The organism is Rhizobium sp. SL86 (assembly GCF_026672545.1).
Taxonomy (GTDB): domain Bacteria; phylum Pseudomonadota; class Alphaproteobacteria; order Rhizobiales; family Rhizobiaceae; genus Neorhizobium.
The window spans coordinates 626,627-645,070 of the sequence record NZ_JAPPRJ010000001.1; the positions used below are offsets into that span (position 1 = coordinate 626,627).

17 protein-coding genes are annotated in these 18,444 nt (G+C 63.5%); 8 read left to right on the forward strand and 9 right to left on the reverse strand.

Annotated features, from left to right (window positions below):
* Nucleotides 1-136: 136 nt before the first annotated feature.
* Nucleotides 137-964: an IclR family transcriptional regulator gene (locus tag OU993_RS03315; protein WP_442792922.1), complete on the reverse strand. Its 828-nt coding sequence runs from the start codon at nt 962-964 to the stop codon at nt 137-139.
* 120 nt (nt 965-1,084) lie between these two features.
* Here OU993_RS03315 and OU993_RS03320 point away from each other — a divergent pair, with 120 nt between their 5' ends.
* The 5 genes from OU993_RS03320 to OU993_RS03340 all read left to right on the forward strand — a co-directional run bounded on the left by OU993_RS03320 (nt 1,085) and on the right by OU993_RS03340 (nt 5,119).
* Nucleotides 1,085-1,855, forward strand: coding sequence for an SDR family NAD(P)-dependent oxidoreductase (locus tag OU993_RS03320; RefSeq protein ID WP_268154830.1), 771 nt, complete (start codon nt 1,085-1,087; stop codon nt 1,853-1,855).
* A complete protein-coding gene (locus OU993_RS03325; RefSeq protein WP_268154831.1) occupies nt 1,856-2,779 on the forward strand; it encodes a 2-dehydro-3-deoxygalactonokinase in 924 nt (307 codons plus the stop codon).
* 5 nt (nt 2,780-2,784) lie between these two features.
* On the forward strand, nt 2,785-3,423 hold the full coding sequence (locus OU993_RS03330; RefSeq protein ID WP_268154832.1) for a 2-dehydro-3-deoxy-6-phosphogalactonate aldolase: 639 nt from the start codon (nt 2,785-2,787) through the stop codon (nt 3,421-3,423).
* Nucleotides 3,420-4,307 carry an SMP-30/gluconolactonase/LRE family protein gene (locus OU993_RS03335; protein ID WP_268154834.1) on the forward strand — a complete coding sequence of 296 codons (888 nt, stop codon included), beginning with the start codon at nt 3,420-3,422 and terminating at the stop codon, nt 4,305-4,307. The genes OU993_RS03330 and OU993_RS03335 overlap by 4 nt, the downstream gene beginning before the upstream one ends.
* Nucleotides 4,308-4,501: 194 nt before the next feature.
* A complete protein-coding gene (locus OU993_RS03340) occupies nt 4,502-5,119 on the forward strand; it encodes a PRC-barrel domain-containing protein (RefSeq protein WP_268154835.1) in 618 nt (205 codons plus the stop codon).
* Nucleotides 5,120-5,223: 104 nt separating this feature from the next.
* Here the strand turns inward: OU993_RS03340 and OU993_RS03345 are convergent, their stop codons facing one another.
* Nucleotides 5,224-6,591 (reverse strand): putative bifunctional diguanylate cyclase/phosphodiesterase, encoded by a 1,368-nt coding sequence (locus OU993_RS03345; RefSeq protein WP_268154836.1) that lies wholly within the window; start codon nt 6,589-6,591, stop codon nt 5,224-5,226.
* Between the two features lie 82 nt (nt 6,592-6,673).
* Nucleotides 6,674-8,356, reverse strand: coding sequence for a response regulator (locus tag OU993_RS03350; protein ID WP_268154837.1), 1,683 nt, complete (start codon nt 8,354-8,356; stop codon nt 6,674-6,676).
* A gap of 290 nt (nt 8,357-8,646) precedes the next feature.
* Here OU993_RS03350 and mutL point away from each other — a divergent pair, with 290 nt between their 5' ends.
* Together mutL and OU993_RS03360 are read left to right on the forward strand one after the other, a co-directional pair.
* Nucleotides 8,647-10,497: a DNA mismatch repair endonuclease MutL gene (gene mutL / locus OU993_RS03355; protein ID WP_268157486.1), complete on the forward strand. Its 1,851-nt coding sequence runs from the start codon at nt 8,647-8,649 to the stop codon at nt 10,495-10,497.
* A 94-nt stretch (nt 10,498-10,591) separates the two neighbouring features.
* Nucleotides 10,592-10,825, forward strand: a complete 234-nt coding sequence (locus tag OU993_RS03360; RefSeq protein WP_268154838.1) for a DUF2093 domain-containing protein — start codon at nt 10,592-10,594, stop codon at nt 10,823-10,825.
* A 9-nt stretch (nt 10,826-10,834) separates the two neighbouring features.
* Here the strand turns inward: OU993_RS03360 and lpxK are convergent, their stop codons facing one another.
* The 6 genes from lpxK to OU993_RS03390 all read right to left on the reverse strand — a co-directional run bounded on the left by lpxK (nt 10,835) and on the right by OU993_RS03390 (nt 16,539).
* Nucleotides 10,835-11,875: a tetraacyldisaccharide 4'-kinase gene (lpxK, locus tag OU993_RS03365; RefSeq protein WP_268154839.1), complete on the reverse strand. Its 1,041-nt coding sequence runs from the start codon at nt 11,873-11,875 to the stop codon at nt 10,835-10,837.
* 65 nt (nt 11,876-11,940) lie between these two features.
* Nucleotides 11,941-12,669, reverse strand: a complete 729-nt coding sequence (locus OU993_RS03370) for an HAD family hydrolase (protein WP_268154840.1) — start codon at nt 12,667-12,669, stop codon at nt 11,941-11,943.
* Nucleotides 12,669-13,982 (reverse strand): lipid IV(A) 3-deoxy-D-manno-octulosonic acid transferase, encoded by a 1,314-nt coding sequence (gene waaA, locus OU993_RS03375; RefSeq protein WP_268154841.1) that lies wholly within the window; start codon nt 13,980-13,982, stop codon nt 12,669-12,671. Before waaA ends, OU993_RS03370 begins: the two co-directional genes overlap by 1 nt.
* Nucleotides 13,983-14,090: 108 nt before the next feature.
* Nucleotides 14,091-14,330: a DUF4170 domain-containing protein gene (locus tag OU993_RS03380; protein ID WP_268154842.1), complete on the reverse strand. Its 240-nt coding sequence runs from the start codon at nt 14,328-14,330 to the stop codon at nt 14,091-14,093.
* A gap of 59 nt (nt 14,331-14,389) precedes the next feature.
* The gene (locus tag OU993_RS03385; protein WP_268154843.1) at nt 14,390-15,190 is read right to left on the reverse strand and encodes a 3'(2'),5'-bisphosphate nucleotidase CysQ; all 801 of its coding nucleotides are present in this window, start codon (nt 15,188-15,190) and stop codon (nt 14,390-14,392) included.
* Between the two features lie 2 nt (nt 15,191-15,192).
* Nucleotides 15,193-16,539: a TldD/PmbA family protein gene (locus tag OU993_RS03390; RefSeq protein ID WP_268154844.1), complete on the reverse strand. Its 1,347-nt coding sequence runs from the start codon at nt 16,537-16,539 to the stop codon at nt 15,193-15,195.
* A gap of 102 nt (nt 16,540-16,641) precedes the next feature.
* Here OU993_RS03390 and OU993_RS03395 point away from each other — a divergent pair, with 102 nt between their 5' ends.
* On the forward strand, nt 16,642-18,444 hold the full coding sequence (locus OU993_RS03395; protein WP_268154845.1) for a monovalent cation:proton antiporter-2 (CPA2) family protein: 1,803 nt from the start codon (nt 16,642-16,644) through the stop codon (nt 18,442-18,444).

Below are 18,444 nucleotides of genomic sequence, written 5' to 3' on the forward strand. Positions count from 1 at the left end.
AAAAACCCCGAGTGTACGGCAGCGGGTCTTGCGGAAATCAAGCGACTTCGACTTATTATGAAACAACCTATCGGATTCTTAACTGAGAAAATAGTTGGTCAATTGACCCCTAAAAACTTATAGGCGGCACGCAAGATCAACGGGGCGCCAGCGCCACGGCGAGATCAGCCTCGATCCGCGCTGCCGCCGACAGAACCGGACGCGCCCAGTCACGCAATTGCGCCTCCTGCGCCCGGAAGGCCGGAGCGGTGACCGAAACGCCGCCGACGAAACCACGCGAGACGGCGCAGATGGGGGCCGCCACACAGCAGATCCCCGGCTGATGCTCCTCCCGGTCATAGGCAAACCCCTGTGTGCGTATGGCGCGGATTTCTGCGAGAAGCGTTTCCGGATCCAGAATCGTCTTCGGCGTGAACGGAAAAAACTGCAGGGTCCGCACCATCTGCTGCACGCGCGCATCCTCCAGCGTCGAAAGGGCCGCCTTGCCGATGCCCGTGCAATAGACGGGCGAGGCATTGCCGACCTGCGAATGCATCCGCACGGTCTGCCGGCTTTCCAGTTTGTCGAGATAGATGATATCTGCCCCGCGCAGGGCGCCGAAATGAACGGTCTCTCCCGTCAGGTCCTGCAGGCGGCGCAAATGCGGCTCTGCCACCTTGCGCGCGGAATTCTGCGCCCAAGCCCGCGAGGCGAAATTGAGGAGGCGCAGACCGGCCGCATATGTGCCATCGGGGGACAGATCCAGCAGCCCTTCGAGGACAAGGTGTTTCAACTGACGGTGCAGACTGCCGCGTGGCTGATCCGTCAGGCGCAGGATGTCGCTGAACCGCAATGGCTGGTCGGCGCAGCAGACAAGCTCCACGAGCGCGATCGCCTTGCCGAGGGTTCCGGTGTCTGCCGACAACAACGCCCGATCCGCTGGCTGAGACTGATCCCGGGTCTCCTCCGTCGCGTCATGCAGCATGGTGCGCTTGGTCATGTCTGGCCCCTGAAGCGGCATGGTTGACGCTTGACAGGCAACAGGTTTAGTCGCTTTATTCCGGATAGTCAAACATAGTTCCAAATAGTGGAACAGGATCCTGCCGTGGCTGAATTCACACCCTCCTACCCGGACCTGCGCGATCGCGGGGTTCTTGTAACCGGCGGCGGCTCGGGTATCGGCGCCGCCTTTGTCCGCGCCTTCAGCGAACAGGGGGCCAAGGTCGCCTTCATCGACATTTCCGAAACGGCAAGCCGGACCCTGGCCGCATCGCTCAACGAAACGGCCCGCCATCCCGTCCTTTATCTCAAGGCGGATCTGCGCGACGTGGACGCGGTCAAAACCTGCGTCGAGACGGCGGCTTCAACCTTCGGCGGCCTTGGAGTGCTGGTCAACAATGCCGGCTGGGACGACCGGCACGATCTCGCCGACGTCACCGAAGACTATTGGGACGACAACCAGGCAATCAATCTGAAGCAGATGTTCTTTGCCGCGCAGGCGGCTGCCCCGCATCTCATCCGTGACGGTCACGGTGCCATCGTCAACCTGTCCTCGATCGCCTTCCTGCTCAACATGGGAAGCCTGCCGAGTTATGCCGCGGCCAAGGCCGGCATTCTGGGGTTGACGAAGAGCCTTGCCGGACGACTCGGCCCTCAGGGGGTGCGCGTCAACGCGATCCTGCCCGGCATGGTGGTGACCGAACGGCAGAAGGAACTGTGGCTGACGGACGAAAGCATTGCCACGATGCTTGATCGCCAGTGCCTGAAGCGCACGCTTCTGGCAGAAGATATGGTCGGCCCCTGTCTTTTCCTGGCCTCGTCCGCCTCCGCGGGCATGACGGCCCAATCGATCATCGTTGATGGAGGAACCCTTTAGATGAGTGAAGCCGCTTACGTGGCCGTGGACTGGGGCACATCCAGTTTCCGGCTTTGGCTGATGAGCGCCGAGGATACGGTGCTTGCCGAACGCCGCAGCGGCGAAGGCATGACGACGGCAGCATCGCTGGGTTTTGCCGAAGTGCTGAACGGGCATCTCGCCGCCGTCTCGGCCCCCTCTTCGCTGCCGGTGATCATCTGCGGCATGGCAGGCGCCCGCCAGGGCTGGGTGGAGGCGGGTTATGTGGATGTGCCGGCGAAGCTTACCGCCGTCCTCACCGCTGCCGCCTCCGTCGAGGGACAGGGGCGAGACATCCGTATCCTGCCGGGCATTGCCCAGCGTCACGACTCCGCACCGGACGTGATGCGCGGTGAGGAAACGCAGTTGCTCGGCTCGGCCGACACCACGCTGACCGAACGGCTGGTCTGCATGCCGGGCACCCATTCGAAATGGGTGAGCGTGCGCAACGAAACCGTGATGGCCTTTTCCTCCTTCATGACCGGCGAAGTCTTCGACGTGCTGGCCAAACAATCCATCCTCAAGCATGCGGTGGCAGAGGCCGGAAGCTTCGATGGCGATCATCCGAGCTTTCAGGCCGCCGTGCTTGCGGCAAGCGCCAATCCCGCGATGCTGACCAATCTGATCTTCACGGTGCGCTCCGGCCAGTTGCTGCACGGGCTGGACGCCACAGGCGCCGCCGCCCGTCTGTCGGGCACGCTGATCGGGGCGGAAATTGCCGGCGGGCTTTCGATTGCCGGCCGCGAATCCACCGTGCAACTGGTGGCATCCGGCAGGCTGCAGGGGCTTTATGAGGCGGCCCTTCGCGCCAAGGGGCTTGCCTATCAGACGATGGATGCCGATCTTGCCGTTCGTCGTGGCCTCTCCGCAGCAGCCCAATCCCTTTTCTTCACGAGCGAAAGATAACCGGCATGACCCGCATTCCCTTCCCCCAGATGCAGCGGCCCCTGGTCGCCATCCTGCGCGGCCTGAAACCCGAGGAAACCGAAGAGGTCGTCGGCGGGCTGATCGAGACCGGCTTCACCGCGATCGAAATCCCGCTCAATTCGCCGGATCCGTTCCGGTCGATCGAGATCGCCGCCAAACTCGCGCCGGCAGATTGCCTGATCGGTGCAGGAACCGTGCTGACCGTTGACGACGTCGCATCGCTGGATGCCGCCGGCGGCCGGCTGATGGTCAGTCCGAATGTCGAGCCAGCCGTCATTGAAGCAGCCGCCGCACGCGGCATGGTGACACTGCCCGGATGCTTTACCGCAACCGAAGCACTCGCCGCCGCCCGCGCCGGTGCCACGGGGCTGAAATTCTTCCCCGCCAGCGTGCTTGGCCCCTCCGGTATCAACGCGATCCGCGCCGTTTTGCCGAAGGATCTCGTGATTGCCGCTGTTGGTGGCGTGTCGGAAACGAACTTCGCCGATTACATCAAGGGCGGGATCACCGCCTTCGGACTGGGGTCCAGCCTCTACAAACCCGGCATGAGCGCCAAGGATGTGGCCGAACGCGCCCGCTTGACCATCGAAGCCTATGACCGCGCGATCGGAGGCACGGCATGACGGAGACAATCGCATTCCAGGGGAAAGCCCTGTGCAGTTCCACATCCGAACTCGGCGAAGGCCCGACCTACGATCCGCACACGGATACCTTCTACTGGTTCAACATCCTCGGCAAGGAACTGCATGAGCTGTCGCTGGCCAGCGGCGAAAAGAAGGTTCACACGCTGCCCTTCAAGGCAAGCGTTCTGGCGCGGATCGACGGCGACCGCCAGTTGATCGCCTCCGAACGCGGCCTGATGATCCGCGACGTGCGCTCCGGCGCTTTCGATCTCCATGTCGAGCTGGAACCGGCACACATGGGCAGCCGCTCCAATGACGGGCGCGTGCACCCGTCCGGCGCCCTGTGGATCGGCACCATGGGCCTGAAGGCACAGGACGGCGCGGGTTCCATCTATCACGTGGCACAGGGGACGGTGACCCGGCTGTTCACCGGCATCAGCATTCCGAACGCCATCTGCTTCTCTCCCGATGGCACGACCGGTTATTTCACCGATACCCGTGTCAACAGGATCATGCGGGTGCCGCTCGACCCGGCGACCGGACTTCCTTCAGGCGAAGCAAAGCTCTTCGTGGATACGAGCAGCAGGCCGGGCGGTGCCGATGGCGCCGTGTGCGACAACGAGGGAACGGTGTGGAATGCCCGCTGGGGACAGTCCTGCATCGAGCGCTTTTCGGCCGATGGTCAGCTGATCGCCCGTTATGCGCTGCCGACCAGCCGGGTCTCCTGCCCGGCCTTTGCCGGCGCCAAGGCGGATCGGCTGTTTGCCACCACGGCCTTCGAAGGCGCAACGGCCGAAGAACGCCAGTCCGACACGCTCGCCGGGACCGTCTTCGATCTCGGCATTGCCGTCTCCGGGCGCCACGAACCCTCCTATCGTCTCTAAGACGGCTCCGAGACGCCCGCCATGCGCGAGGGCACCTAACACCGGATGGGCGGAAATGTTCCGGCATTTTCCGCCTATTTTTTCATCATATTGCCTCGGAACCAACCTCCATCGGATCGCATTGAAGGCTCGAACCGGCGCGGCAGACCCCAAGCGCCGCGCTTCGAAAGCAACCGAAGAAAGGTAGGTTCGAGATGAAGAAGACATTGAGCACCCTGGCGGCCACCGCCATTCTGATGGCTTCCACCGCAGTGGCTCCGGCACTGGCACAGACGAGCACAACGAACCCGGCCACGCCCGCAGCGCCCTCGGCGCAGACGGATACGATGAAGCCGAATGCCACCGGCGGTTCGATGAATTCCAACACCGGTGCGATGGGCACGAACAACGCTGCCGGCACCATGGGTGCCGCCTCCGGTGAATACCTGACGCAGCAGTCCGAAACGCAGGTCAGCGCCAACGACTACATCGGCAAGGCCATCTACAACGGCGAAAACAACTCGATCGGTGACGTCAACGACCTGATCCTCGAAGAAAACGGCGGCATCGCAGCTGTCGTGGTCGGCGTCGGCGGCTTCCTCGGTATTGGCGAAAAGAACGTCGCCCTGCCGATGAGCAAGGTCACCATGAGCCGCGACACCGAAAACAACCAGGTTCGCCTGACGACCACGGAAACGGCAGAAATGCTGAAGTCCGCGCCGGAATTCCAGACGCTGGACGACCAGGCCTCGACGGACGGCACCACGACGTCCTCCACCACGGCTCCGGCTGCTGGCGGTGCGACTGCCCCGGCGACCACGACCCGTCCCTAACGGACAAGCTTACCATCGCATCGCTGAAGGGTGGCGCCATCGCGCCGCCCTTTGGCATGTTCAGAGAGAGGATTTGTTATGGAAGGGCCGTCCGAGCGGGGGTGTCAGGCCCGCTCGCGTTGGCATTCCAGAAAGCCGAAGTCTCGGTAGTGGCTCTCCAAGTACCGGAGCGTTGCCGCCGCATCCACCGGCCGGCCGTAATAATAACCCTGCCCCATGGTACAGCCGAGCGCCTTCAGCTTGTCGGCGTCCGCCTTCTCTTCGATGCCTTCGGCCACCACCTGCAGGTCAAGGCCGTCGCACATGGCAATGATGGCCTTGACGATGTGCTCCGACGTGCGATCCGTCGTGATGCGCGAGACAAAGGCGCGGTCGATCTTGACCTTGTCGAAGGTGAAATCACGCAACCGCCCGAGGCTCGACTGGCCAGTGCCGAAATCGTCGAGCGAAATCCTGACGCCGGCATGGCGCAATTCGCCGATGATCCGTTCGGCCGTATCGGCGGACGTCATCACCGCCGTCTCGGTGATCTCCAGTTCGACCCGGTTCGGATCAAGCCCGACACGCCCGAGCGTTGCCAGGATCGACGGCGCCGTGCCGGGATCCATCAGCTGGGCGGAAGAGAGGTTGAAAGACAGGAAGAGTTCGCGCGGCCACGAGAGTGCCGCTTCGGCTGCCTTGCGCAGCAGCGTATCGGACAGGGCGTCGATGAAACCCCGTTCTTCGGCCAGCGGCACGAAGACGGCGGGCGACACAAATCCGAGATCCGCATCGATCCAGCGGGCCAGCGCCTCGAAACCCACCACCGCCTCGTCACGAATGCGCACGATCGGCTGGAAGTGCACCTCGACGGTATCGGCGATGATGGCGTTGCGCAGGGCCTGTTCGAGCTGCGTCGACCGCTTCATTTCCTGGGCGATCTCGCGGGAATAGACGGTGATCTGTCCACGCCCGCGGCGCTTCGACCGGTAAAGCGCCGTTTCCGCACTCTTCAGCAGTTCCTCGAATTCCTCGCCGGCAAAGGGGTAGATGGCAAAACCGAAGGAGGCCGAGAGGCGGACGTTTCGATCACCGAGATCATACGGCGCCGACAGCACCTCCTTGATCATTTGGCCGAGCCGCTCGGCGCCGTTCTTTTCGAAGACCAGAGGCAGGAGAAAGGCGAATTCGTCGCCGTCGTGGCGGGTCACGGTGGCGCCATCCGGAATACAGGCCTTCAGCCGATGCGCCACCTGGCAGAGAATTTCATCCCCCGCCTGCGACCCGAACAGGTCGTTGATGGGTTTGAATCCGTCGAGATTGGCAATGCCGATGGTGAAGGGTGCGGGGTCTTCCGCCCGCTCGGCCGCAATGGCCATGACCTTCTCGCGCATGCGGTGCCGGTTACCCAGACCGGTCAACGAATCACGATAGGCCATGACCTTCAGTTCGTTCTCGGTGACCTGTGGCAACGGTTGACCCGCCGATATCATGTAATGCCCCGCCGCATCTTTGGGTTTGGCGCAAGCATGCGGCTGAAAGATTAAGAAAATTATAGCGTTGCAATGACGGATTTCAGTTGCCGATGCTATGGCGCCACTTGCGGAAATCTTCTCCCATATACTGACGGAACTTTTCCTCCAGCGCATCGGGACTGAGCGGTTTCATAACGACATCATTCATTCCGGCGGCCCAGCAGGCATCCCGGTCACCTTCGATGGCCGGCGAGAGAACGCCGATGATCGGCGTGCGACCGGCGACCTCCTCCGTTTCGCGGATCTTGGATGCCGCCTCGAAGCCGTTCAGGACCGGCAGCGTGATATCCATCAGGATGAGGCGCGGATTGAGCTCGCGCCACAGACGCACGGCCTCCTCGCCATCGGCAGCGATTGCATAACGATAACCAAAACCCTCGAGAATCTGCGAGAAGACGATCTGGTTCACCGGATTGTCCTCGGCGACGAGCACGTCGATGGATGCGGTCTGCGCGATCTGCCAGTCGGGTTCCGGGGTCGCCGGCGGTGATGCCGCAGCAAAGGTTTGCAGGTGACGTGTGACAAGCCTGACCAGTTCCGTTTCGAGCTGGAAGGCTTCGATGATGGCGCAGTCGATGCCGGTCGCCTGGGCGGCCTCAAGGCAGGCCACGTCCATCGCGCCATCCACCACGATCAGATCGATACGCACCTGACGTTCCTCGGCGATCTGGACGATGGCGTTCAGCTCGTCCACGCTGCGCGCGGCCGTCGCATCAAGGCCCGCCCGGAGCAGAAGGCCCACGCCCGTCTCCTCCATAGACTCCGATTCCGTCACCAGAAGCACCTTGCAGCCGGCGACATCGCGCGGACCGGATGTCGAGGCGGGCGCTTTTTCGTCCTTCACGACATGGCGCATGTCCGAATGGACGAAATCGAGACCCTCGAGGCCAGCGAACAGACGTTCCGGCTGGAAGCCCGCTTCCACCGCGCCCGACAGATCCTCCATGGCCGTGACCACCAGGTAACGGCCCGGTTTGCCGATCCGGAACTTGTGGGTAATCAGCATGCCGGATGTGCCGTCCGGACGGATAACGTTTTCCGCGATCTGTGAGGAGGCACCGGTTTCGAGGACCTGGCGATCCGCCTGGTCGACCCGCTGGGCAAAGTCTTTTACATGCAGATCGATGGTGTTGCGGCCAAGGATCGCTTCCGGCACCAGGTCGTAGAGACTGCAGGCCGCCTGGTTGATCGCGACATAGGTCAGCTTGCGATCCTTGACGATCACCGGGAACGGCAGGTGGTCGAGGATTTCCTCGGTGACCTGGACCCGCTCCAGATCCGCGCGCCACTGCTCCTCGCGTTTGCGCACATCCGATACGTCGCGGAAAATGCAGATACCATAACCGTTGGGCAGCCGGCGTTTGGCCAGGCTCATCCAGCGGTCGCCGCCACGGTTGACCACCGTTTCCGCCCGTTCCTTCCACAGGGATGCGATTTCGCCGGCCACCCAATCCTCGCGGCTGGCGGGATGGCGGTGATTTGTTGCGGAGGAGGGTTTCGGCGCATAACCGCCATTGTCGAAGATCGCACCGAAAACATCGCGAAGCCGTGTTCCGCGGGCCGGGATGACGGGGAGCGCAGGCAGGAAATTGCGCAGCTGTGCACTCGCAAACACAATCGTGTCGTTGCGATCATAAAGAAGCACCGCGCCGGAAATGGTGTCGGCGATGATGTCCAGCAGATAGGTTTCGGCGAATTCGCCCAAGGGAATCCCCTCACCCATGATTGCGCATCCGGGTGCAGGACGAAACCCCAAACAGGCCGGGCCGGCTGTTCACCAGTGCCGGTCGCATATCCTCAACCCCTTTTCGCCATACGGCTACGCATAACCGCTCGAACCCCACTGCTCTTTCACTGCAGGACCATACACCGACCACGCTGGCGTGAAGCTGCCCTGGACGTTCCAAAATGAACAATTATCGGCTTTGCGTTAAGTCGCAATTAACGGTCAGAAAATTGGGCATGCGGAGTTTCAAGCCTTCCAACCGGACGCCGGATGCGAGACAATGGCACATGCCCGTCAAACAGCTTCCCGAAACACTCATCAACCAGATCGCCGCCGGCGAGGTCATCGAACGGCCTGCGAGTGCGGTCAAGGAACTGGTCGAAAACGCCATCGATGCCGGCGCGACCCGCATCGAGATCGCCACCGCCGGCGGCGGCAAAAGCCTGATCCGCATCACCGACAACGGCTGCGGCATGGATGCGGGCGATCTGGAGCTGGCAGTGCGCCGCCACTGCACCTCGAAGATCGACCAGTCGCTCGACGACATCCGCACGCTCGGTTTTCGCGGCGAGGCTTTGCCCTCCATCGGCTCTGTTGCCAAGCTTTCGATCACCAGCCGCCCGAGAGGGGCAGAAACCGGCGTCGAGATCTCGGTCACCGGCGGCAGGATGTCCCCGGTCCGGCCGGCGGCCGCCAACCAGGGCACCGTGGTGGAGGTGCGCGACATCTTTTTTGCCACGCCTGCGCGGCTGAAATTCATGAAGACCGAACGGGCCGAAGCCGGCGCGATCACCGAGGTGATCAAGCGCATGGCGATCGCCTTTCCGCAGGTGCGCTTCGTTCTGTCGGGCGCCGACCGCACGACGCTCGAATTTCCCGCCACGCCCGGCGATCCGCTGGCCCGCATGGCACAGGTGCTGGGGGCGGAGTTCAAGGACAATGCGATCGAGATCGATGCGTTGCGCGAAGAGGTCGGGCTCAAAGGCTTTGCCGGCGTGCCGACCTTCAACCGCGGCAATTCCGGCCACCAATACGCCTTCGTCAACGGCCGGCCAGTGCAGGACAAGCTGATCCTGTCCGCCATCCGCGGCGCCTATGCCGAAACGATCCCGGCAGGCCGTTATCCCGTCGCCGTTCTGTCCCTGACGCTCGATCCGGCGCTCGTCGATGTCAACGTGCATCCGGCGAAAGCCGATGTGCGGTTCCGCGATCCGGGCCTCGTGCGCGGACTGATCGTCGGCGCCATCCGCGAGGCGCTGTCGCGGGAAGGCGACCGGGCCGCCACCACCAGCGCCAGCGGGCTTCTCGGCGCCTTCCGGCCCGGTTTCGGCAGCGGCGCACCGCGTCCCGCCTCGAACCTCAACTGGAGCGCGGCTGCCTCTCCTTTCCGCCCGATGAGCATGCCTGCGGGAACGACGGCCGCATCCTGTTTTGCCGAACAGCGGCAGAGTGCCTTCGAACCACTGCTGTCGCCCGCCGCCCGTGCCGATACCACCCTGCCCGCCGCGGACATTCCCCAAGGCGAAACGGCCGCGCAACCGGTGGAGCTTGCCACCCGCTACCGGCTGGGTGCCGCCCGCGCACAGCTGCACGAAAACTATATCGTCGCCCAGACCGAGGACGGACTCGTCATCGTCGACCAGCATGCCGCCCATGAGCGGCTGGTCTTCGAGGCCATGCGCAAGGCGCTGGAAACGGACCGCCTGCCCTCACAGGTGCTGCTGATCCCGGAGATCATTGATCTGCCGGAAGAGGACTGCGACCGGCTGATGGTGCATGCGCGGGATCTGGAAAAACTCGGCCTTGTCATCGAACGTTTCGGGCCCGGCGCGGTCGCGGTGCGCGAGACACCCTCGCTGCTCGGCGAGGTGGACGCCAACCGGCTGGTGCGCGATCTTGCCGACGAGGTCAGCGAGTGGAACACGGCATCGGGCCTCAAAAGCCGGCTGGAGCACATTGCCGCCACCATGGCCTGCCACGGTTCGGTGCGTTCCGGTCGCCGGCTACGACCCGAAGAGATGAACGCGCTGTTGCGCGAGATGGAGGCGACGCCCGGTTCCGGCCAGTGCAATCACGGACGGCCCACCTATATCGAGCTGAAACTCAGCGACATCGAGCGCCTGTTCGGCCGCAGCTGACAATTTTGTGTCACAGGACACGCCAAGAGGTCTGGCCTTCCAAGCGCCCCGGCGATAGAGCAGAAACGATATGACATTCCGCAGGAGACGCACAATGAACCGGTTCGAAGGCGGTGGCCATCGGGAAGCCAAGATCCGTTACCTGGATGGCGACTACCAGATCCAGTCGCCGGGTGCCTTCGTGACCTGCGCCATCACCGGTTCGACGATCCCGGTGGACGAACTGCGCTACTGGAGCGTTGCACGGCAGGAGGCCTATGCCGATTGCGCCGCTTCGCTGGAAGCCGACAAACGCGCCGGCATTCTGCCAAACCAGACGCGCGCCTGAGCCCGGACTTTACGAACCGCGCTTTTCCTGCAGCAGCCGCGCCTTGCAACGGGCGAGCGCCTCGTCGATCATCTTGGCCGGCGCCTGCGGATCGTCGAAGACCATCTCGACCTCGACGATCCTGACCCGCGCCAGAAGCGTCTCGGCAGCGCCGTGATGGCCGGCAAGGCGGGCTGCATCCTTGGCCGTCGTCACCAGCGTCAGACCGGCCTTGTCGGCATCCGTCATCAGGTCAGTCAGCTCATCCTCGCTGAAATAATGGTGATCCGGAAAGTCACGCGTCAGCGCGATCTTTCCGCCGAGGCTCTCCACCGTGCGGTAGAACTTGCCGGGATCGGCAATGCCGGCAAAAGCAAGCAGCGGGCGATCCCTGATCTCCGGTGCGGGGCGCGGCACGAGGCTGGCGACACGCACCGGCTTGCCGGCTCGCGCGGCACGGCGCACCAGCGGATCGGCGGCCTCCCCCTGCCCGACCCTGAGCAGCGACGACATCTGCAGCATCTGCTGGCGCAACGGCGCGCGTACCGGTCCGGCGGGCACGATATGGCCATTGCCGATACCACGGCCGGAATCGACCACCACCAGGGCAAAATCGATGCGCAGGCGGGCGCTCTGGAACCCGTCATCCATGATGATGAAATCGACACCCTCCGCCACCAGCCGCTCGGCGCCCTGATGGCGGCGGCGGGCAATCACGGTGATCGCCTCTTGCGCCAGCAGCAGCGGTTCGTCGCCCACCGCATCGGCGCGGTGGTGATGCGGATCAACCCGGGTGGTCACGTCGAGTGAACCGCCATAACCGCGGCTGAGGAAACCGGGCGTCAGTCCTTTGGCCTTGGCGGCCTTGGCAATCGCCAGCGCCGTCGGGGTCTTGCCGGCCCCGCCGACGGTGAAATTGCCGACACAGAAGACGGGAACGGCAACGCTCGGCGGCTTTGCACGGGCCATGCGCCGGCCGGCAATGCTGCCATAAACGAGCGAGACCGGCCACAGGCTCCAGGCCCGCCAGTCGGCTTTCGTCCACCAGAAGGGCGGCGCTTCCGAAACCATGTGTCCCATCCCTCCAGCTGCACCGGCACGCCTTTGTCCCCGCAACAGAAGCGAGGACCGTCGCCTCAGGCGGGCAGGCGCTCGGGCAAAAGCGTTTCCAGGCCGGTGATATCGCCGAGCACGTGATCGGCCGCGGCTTCCAGCGAGGCAACCGAACCCGTGCCGGTCAGGACCGCCACCTTCAGGCCCGCCTTCGCGGCGGCGGCCATGTGCAGATCGTGATTGTTGTCGCCGATGACGGCGACCTCGGACGGGTCAAGCCCTGTCAGGCGGCAGAAGCCCAGCACCATCCCGGCCTCCGGTTTGCAGCCGAAGCCGCTGTCATAACCGGCAATGTAATCGAGATGCTCCAGGAAACCGAAACGGCGGGCGGTCTCGCGGATCGAACGTTCATTGTCGCTCGAGGCGACACCCAGCAGAAATCCGCGCGCCTTCAGCCGGCCGAAATAGGCGCCGAGATCCGTCACCGCGACGGAAAAATCCGACGCGCGCACGAAGAGATCGTCGAGTTCGATGGTCAGGCCTCCCACTTCGCGCGGAGAACCGGCAGCGACGAAACCGGCGGCGATCTGCGCGGCAGTGCCCGCGGCAAACAGGCTGTCGGCTTTCGTTTTACCGGTAACGGGGTCCATGCCGCAGGCCAGCAGCAGTTGCTCTTCGAGTTCCGTCCCACCGCCTGCTGCGGCAATGCGGGCCGCCTCGCGATTCACCGGGCCCCAGCTTTCATCGTACCGGAGCAGCGTTCCGTCCTTGTCGAACAGGAGACCGCGGATCGAGGACAGGGGGGATGCCATCAGCCATCCGTTCCGGCCGGGCGCAGCCGTGCGGTCACGGTGAGCGGGTTGATGTAGGGTTCCAGCGCCTTGATGGTGGTCGACAGCGCACCGCGCATGTCCTGCACCGCCTCCTGGCCGCAATCGATCATCTTGCGGCGGGCGATGTCGTTGGACATCAGGTAATGCACGGCCTTGGCGAGCATCTCGACGTCGCGGATCATGCGGGCGCCACCCTTGCGGATGATATGCTGATAGGTCTCGCGGAAGTTCTGGACATTCGGACCCGAAAGCACGGCGCAGCCGATCATCGAGGATTCCATCGGGTTCTGCCCGCCCTCCTCCGTCAACGACCGACCGACAAAGGAGATTTCCGTCAGGCGCAGGTAAAGACCCATCTCGCCGATCGTATCGCCGAGGAAGATGTCCGTTTCCGGCGTGATTTCGTCATTGCGCGAGCGGCGGGCAACCTTCAGGCCCTTTTCCACCAGCATCGCCTCGATCTCGTCGCCGCGTTCCGGATGGCGTGGCACGATGATGGTGAGCTGCTGGTTACGCGGCTTCAACGCCCGGTGCACAAAGGCCGCCGCAGATTCTTCTCCGTTGAAGGTGCAGACTGCGGCCCAGGTGCGGCGGTCGCCGATTTGCGCCCGGTAACGGGCGAGCAGGTCCGGATCGACCGGCGGCGGATCGGTATCGCCCTTCAGGTTGCCGGAAATCACGACCGGCCAGGACCCCAGATCCAGGAAACGCTCGGCATCCACATCGGAGCGCGCCACCACCAACGAAAGCTTTCCGAACAGAAGCTCAGCCACCTTGCTGTTGCGCTGCCAGCGATCATAGGAACGGTCCGACAGGCGGCCGTTCACGCGGATCTGCGGAATGTTGCGGCGGGCAAGCTCCGCCATGGTCGTCGGCCACATCTCGGATTCAGCGGTAATCGCCGCATCCGGGTGCCAATAGGCGATGAACCGCTTGATCGGGAATTTCAGATCGAGCGGCACATATTGATGGATGACCTCATTGCCGAGGCGGTTGGCGACCACTTCGGCGGAGGTCACCGTGCCGGTCGTCAGCAGAACATGGATTTCGCGACGCAGAAGTTCGCGGATCAGCGGAATGACGGCGTTGGTTTCACCAACGCTTGCCGCATGCACCCAGACCAGCGGACCATGCGGGCGCGGCTGGCTGGCAAAACCGAAACGCTCCAGCCGGCGTTTGCGGTCTTCCTTGCCCTTCAGCGCACGATACGTGAGATAAGGCGACATCAGCGGATAGGCGCAGATGCCAGCGACACGGTATCCCAACAGGGCTATGCGCGCCAAGCCGCTCACCTTTGGTCGTTCCTTCCGCTCACCGTCCGCCTCACTGCCGATCCACCTGCTCGCCCTAAGTCATAAATGCGTCAAAAACGCGCCGTCCCGCGCAGTGCCTGCCGCTTGTCAGTCCTTGGCGTTGGGGTCCAGAAGGCGGTGCATGTGGACGATGAAATAGCGCATATGAGCATTGTCGACGGTGGCCTGCGCCTTGGATTTCCAGGCCGTCAGGGCGCTTGCGTAATCCGGAAAGATACCGACGATGTCGAGCGCGTTCAGATCCTTGAACTCGACCCCTTGCAGGCTTTCAAGCTCGCCCCCGAACACCAGGTGAAGAAGTTGCTTTTTGCCGCTCTGGTCGGTCATTGTCAGCCTCGTCTATGCTTGAAAAAGAGTACTTTTCCTGCGGCATTCCGCGGCAAAGGTCAACCCGCGCGAAGGCCGCGCACCAGGCTATCCAGCACATGTTCCGCGCCGCCGCACAAAATTTCGTGCTGCACCTCACGGCGGTTGTAGATCAGGCGGCTTGCGTCAAGATCCACCAACCGACCGCCGGCCCGTTCCAGGATGAGATCGGCGGCCGCCAGATCCCAGTCATGGCTGTTGCGCTTGACCACCGTGCCATCGATCCGGCCGTCAGCGACCATGGCCAGACGATAAGCGAGCGAGGGCACATGGCGGATGCGGTTCAGCGTTGCGCGAAACTCGGACGAGAAGCGGCCGAGCATGTCTTCGGCCACAGCGATCTGCCGCACAGAACCGGGCTTTTCGGACGAGACCGAAATGACGACGCCGTTCTTGTAGGCCGGCGTCTGCGCGGCGGCATAAAATTCCTCGGCCAGCGCTGGGGCATACAGCACGCCGGCCACGGGGCTGCCGCGATGCACAACGGCGACGCTGACACACCAGGTCTTCTCACCATTGATGAAGGCACGCGTGCCGTCGATGGGGTCGACGACAAAGAGGGTCTCGACGTCGAGCCTCGCGGCATCGTCATCGGTCTCCTCGGACAACCAGCCGTAATGGGGCCTCGCCTTCAGAAGCAGGTTCTGCAGGCGGTCGTTGGCGGCAAAATCGGCTGCGCTGACGGGGGAGCGTCCCTCATTCTTCCACCAGACCTCCGGCGCGTTGCCGAAAAAACCGAGCGCAATCTCACCGGCCTGCCGCGCAGCGTCGCGGATCAGCGCCAGGTCTTCCGTCCAGTCTGCGGCCGGCGTTGCGTTCAAGATCAGCGTCCCGCCAGCGTCATGCCTTCGATCGCGATCGTCGGCGCGGCAACGCCGTACTTACGATCGATGTCGTTGGCGGGGGTGACACGCATGAACATGTCCTTGAGGTTCGAGGCGATCGTGACCTCCGAGACCGGATAGGCGAGTTCGCCGTTCTCGATCCAGAAACCGGTAGCGCCGCGGCTGTATTCGCCGGTGATCATGTTGACGCCCTGACCGATCAGTTCGGTGACGTAAAAACCGGTGCCGATGCTGCGGATCAGGTCTTCGGGCGCGATGTCGCCCGGCTCCAGCGCAAGGTTGGTCGAGGCCGGGGTGACGGCGGTTCCACCACGCACGCCGCGGCCATTGGTGGGCAAGCCCAGCTCACGCCCGGTCGAGGTCGACAGGAACCAGTGTTTCAGCACACCATCCTCGATCATCACCATGCGTTCGCCCTTCACGCCCTCGCCATCGAAGGGACGCGAGGAGGAGCCGCGCACGACGAGCGGATCATCGGTGATGTGAAGTCCGGATTTCAGCACCTGCTGCCCCATCTTGTCACGCAGGAAGCTGGTCTTGCGGGCAACCGAGGCACCATTGATCGCGCCGGCGATGTGGCCGACAAAACCGCGGGCAACGCGCGGATCGAAGACCACGGTGACATTGCTGCCGGTCGGCACCTGACGCGGATTGATGCGCTTGACGACCCGTTCGCCGGCGCGGCGACCGATCAGTTCGGCCGCATCGAGATCGGCGGCATAAAGCCGGCTGTCGAAATCGTAATCGCGCTCCATCTTCGTGCCTTCGCCGGCAATGACGCTGACGGAACGGCCAAAGCGGCTGGCCATATAGCTGCCGGAAAAACCGTTGGAGGTAACAAGAACCAGACCACCGATGCCGGCGGAAGCGCCTGCCCCGGAGGAATTGGTCACACCGGAGACCGAAAGAGCCGCCTGCTCCATCGCGAGCGCCGCTTCCGTCATCGCTTCCGTCGACATTTCCGTCGGATCGAACAGTTCGAGATCCGGATAGGAACGGGCGAGATCCGCTTCGTCCGCCAGGCAGGCGAAAGGATCTTCCGGCGAGACCTTCGCCATGGCGACGGCACGCTCGGCCAGCGCCTTCAGGTCGAAACCGGGATTGGCGGAAACGCTCGCCACCTGGCGACCAACGAAGACACGCAGCGAAAAGTCATCGCTTTCCGAGGCTTCGGTGCTTTCCACCTTGCCGAGGCGCACGCTGACGGAGCGGGAACGGGAACGGACGACCACCGCATCGGCCTGATCGGCGCCAGACTTTTGTGCAAGATCGATGAGCTCGCTTGCGCGAGACAGGAGGGCACCGGAATCGATTTCAGACGACATGGGATGAGCCTTTCATTCCCGAACCATGTATTGTGCACTAGAGAAAGCATCAAGGGCGGAGTTCGATTCTTCGCCGCAAACATCAGGAACCCGAGAGAACGCATGGCAACATCAGACCCGATGCTGAACGAGACGCTGCTGCTTCTGGGCGGCGCAGTGCTGGCCGCTCCGATTTTCAAGAAGCTGGGGCTCGGTACGGTGCTGGGTTATCTGGCGGCCGGCATCGTCATCGGCCCGATCCTCAGGCTGATCAACGATCCGAAGGAAGTCCTGCACGTTTCGGAACTCGGCGTGGTCTTCCTGCTCTTCATCATCGGGCTGGAGCTGAAGCCGTCGCGCCTGTGGCAGATGCGTGGCGACATCTTCGTGCTCGGCACCGCGCAGGTGGTGATTTCCGGTTTCCTGCTGACCGGCCTTGCCTGGCTCGTCGGCCTTTCCTCCTGGCAGGGCAGCATCATTGCGGGCTTCGGCCTTGCACTGTCTTCCACCGCCTTTGCGCTGCAGATCCTGGCGGACAACGGCGAAGGCAACACCGCCTATGGGCGGCGATCCTTCTCGATCCTGCTGTTTCAGGATCTCGCCATCGTTCCGCTTCTCGCACTCGTCACGCTGCTGGGCGCCGGGGCAACGGAGACCAGCACCTTCTTCCGGGATTTCGGTGTGGCTGCGGCGGCGGTCGGGCTGCTGGTGCTGGCGGGCCGCTACCTGCTGACGCCGATGTTCCAGGTGATTGCCCGAACAGGCGCGCGCGAGGTGATGCTGGCGGCGGCACTTCTTGTGGTGCTCGGATCAGCCATCATCATGCAGCTCGCGGGTCTTTCGATGGCGATGGGTGCTTTTCTCGCCGGCGTGATGCTGGCCGAATCCTCCTACCGGCACGAGTTGGAAGCGGATATCGAACCCTTCCGCGGCCTGCTGCTTGCCATGTTCTTCATCGCCGTGGGTCTCTCGCTGGAGCTCGGCGCAATCCTCGACAACCTGCTGCTGATCCTTCTCGGCGTGCCGGCCTTCATGATCGTCAAGGCGCTTGTGCTCTATGGCCTCAGCCGCCTCTGGGGCTCGACCCATCAGGATGCCGCCAGCATCGCGGCGCTTCTGCCGCAGGGTGGCGAATTCGGCTTCGTGCTCTTCACCACGGCGGTCGCCGCCGGCCTGCTGACGCCCGCCACCTCCTCGCTGCTGATTGCCAGCGTCACGCTGTCGATGGCGCTGACACCGCTCGGCGCGGCGCTGACCCGGCGTTTCCTGGTGCGGGAGAAGCGGGAGGAACTGGCGGAGGACTTCGATGGTGCCGGCGCCGATGTGCTGATGGTGGGCTTTTCCCGTTTCGGCCAGATCGCCGCGCAGATCCTGCTTGCCGGAGGCAGCGACGTGACCATGATCGACGATTCTGCCGATCGTATCCGCCAGGCCTCCGCCTTCGGTTTTCGGATCTATTTCGGCGATGGGACGCGGCGTGAAGTGCTGGTGGCCGCCGGCATCGAACGGGCCAAGATCGTCGCGGTCTGTACCCACAAACCCGAGATCACCGACAAGGTGGTCAACATGATCCGGGCCGAGTTTCCCGACGTGCGGCTTTACGTGCGCTCTTACGACCGCATCCATACGCTCTCGCTCCGGGCGCGCGAGGTGGAATACGAACTGCGCGAAACGCTGGAATCAGGCCTTCTGTTCGGCCGCAAGATGCTGGAAGGCCTTGGCACGTCGGAAGCACAGGCCGCCGAGATTGGCGACGATATTCGCAAACGTGACGAGGAGCGGCTGCAGATCCAGGCGGCAGAGGGCCTGACGGCCGGCCTGCACATGCTCCACACCCGCCCGGTTCGCCCCGAACCGCTGATGAAACCGAAACGCGCGCCGATCCTCGATCCGCGCGACGCGGCCGAACAGGCAGACACACTCTGA

What these genes read in the sequence shown, in the direction of transcription:
- OU993_RS03315 (WP_442792922.1), bottom strand. Translation starts at nt 964, where the DNA reads ATGCTGCATGACGCGACGGAGGAGACCCGGGATCAGTCTCAGCCAGCG.
- OU993_RS03325 (WP_268154831.1), top strand. Translation starts at nt 1,856, where the DNA reads ATGAGTGAAGCCGCTTACGTGGCCGTGGACTGGGGCACATCCAGTTTC.
- OU993_RS03330 (WP_268154832.1), top strand. Translation starts at nt 2,785, where the DNA reads ATGACCCGCATTCCCTTCCCCCAGATGCAGCGGCCCCTGGTCGCCATC.
- OU993_RS03335 (WP_268154834.1), top strand. Translation starts at nt 3,420, where the DNA reads ATGACGGAGACAATCGCATTCCAGGGGAAAGCCCTGTGCAGTTCCACA.
- OU993_RS03340 (WP_268154835.1), top strand. Translation starts at nt 4,502, where the DNA reads ATGAAGAAGACATTGAGCACCCTGGCGGCCACCGCCATTCTGATGGCT.
- OU993_RS03345 (WP_268154836.1), bottom strand. Translation starts at nt 6,591, where the DNA reads ATGATATCGGCGGGTCAACCGTTGCCACAGGTCACCGAGAACGAACTG.
- OU993_RS03350 (WP_268154837.1), bottom strand. Translation starts at nt 8,356, where the DNA reads ATGGGTGAGGGGATTCCCTTGGGCGAATTCGCCGAAACCTATCTGCTG.
- mutL (WP_268157486.1), top strand. Translation starts at nt 8,647, where the DNA reads ATGCCCGTCAAACAGCTTCCCGAAACACTCATCAACCAGATCGCCGCC.
- OU993_RS03360 (WP_268154838.1), top strand. Translation starts at nt 10,592, where the DNA reads ATGAACCGGTTCGAAGGCGGTGGCCATCGGGAAGCCAAGATCCGTTAC.
- lpxK (WP_268154839.1), bottom strand. Translation starts at nt 11,875, where the DNA reads ATGGTTTCGGAAGCGCCGCCCTTCTGGTGGACGAAAGCCGACTGGCGG.
- OU993_RS03370 (WP_268154840.1), bottom strand. Translation starts at nt 12,669, where the DNA reads ATGGCATCCCCCCTGTCCTCGATCCGCGGTCTCCTGTTCGACAAGGAC.
- OU993_RS03380 (WP_268154842.1), bottom strand. Translation starts at nt 14,330, where the DNA reads ATGACCGACCAGAGCGGCAAAAAGCAACTTCTTCACCTGGTGTTCGGG.
- OU993_RS03390 (WP_268154844.1), bottom strand. Translation starts at nt 16,539, where the DNA reads ATGTCGTCTGAAATCGATTCCGGTGCCCTCCTGTCTCGCGCAAGCGAG.
- OU993_RS03395 (WP_268154845.1), top strand. Translation starts at nt 16,642, where the DNA reads ATGGCAACATCAGACCCGATGCTGAACGAGACGCTGCTGCTTCTGGGC.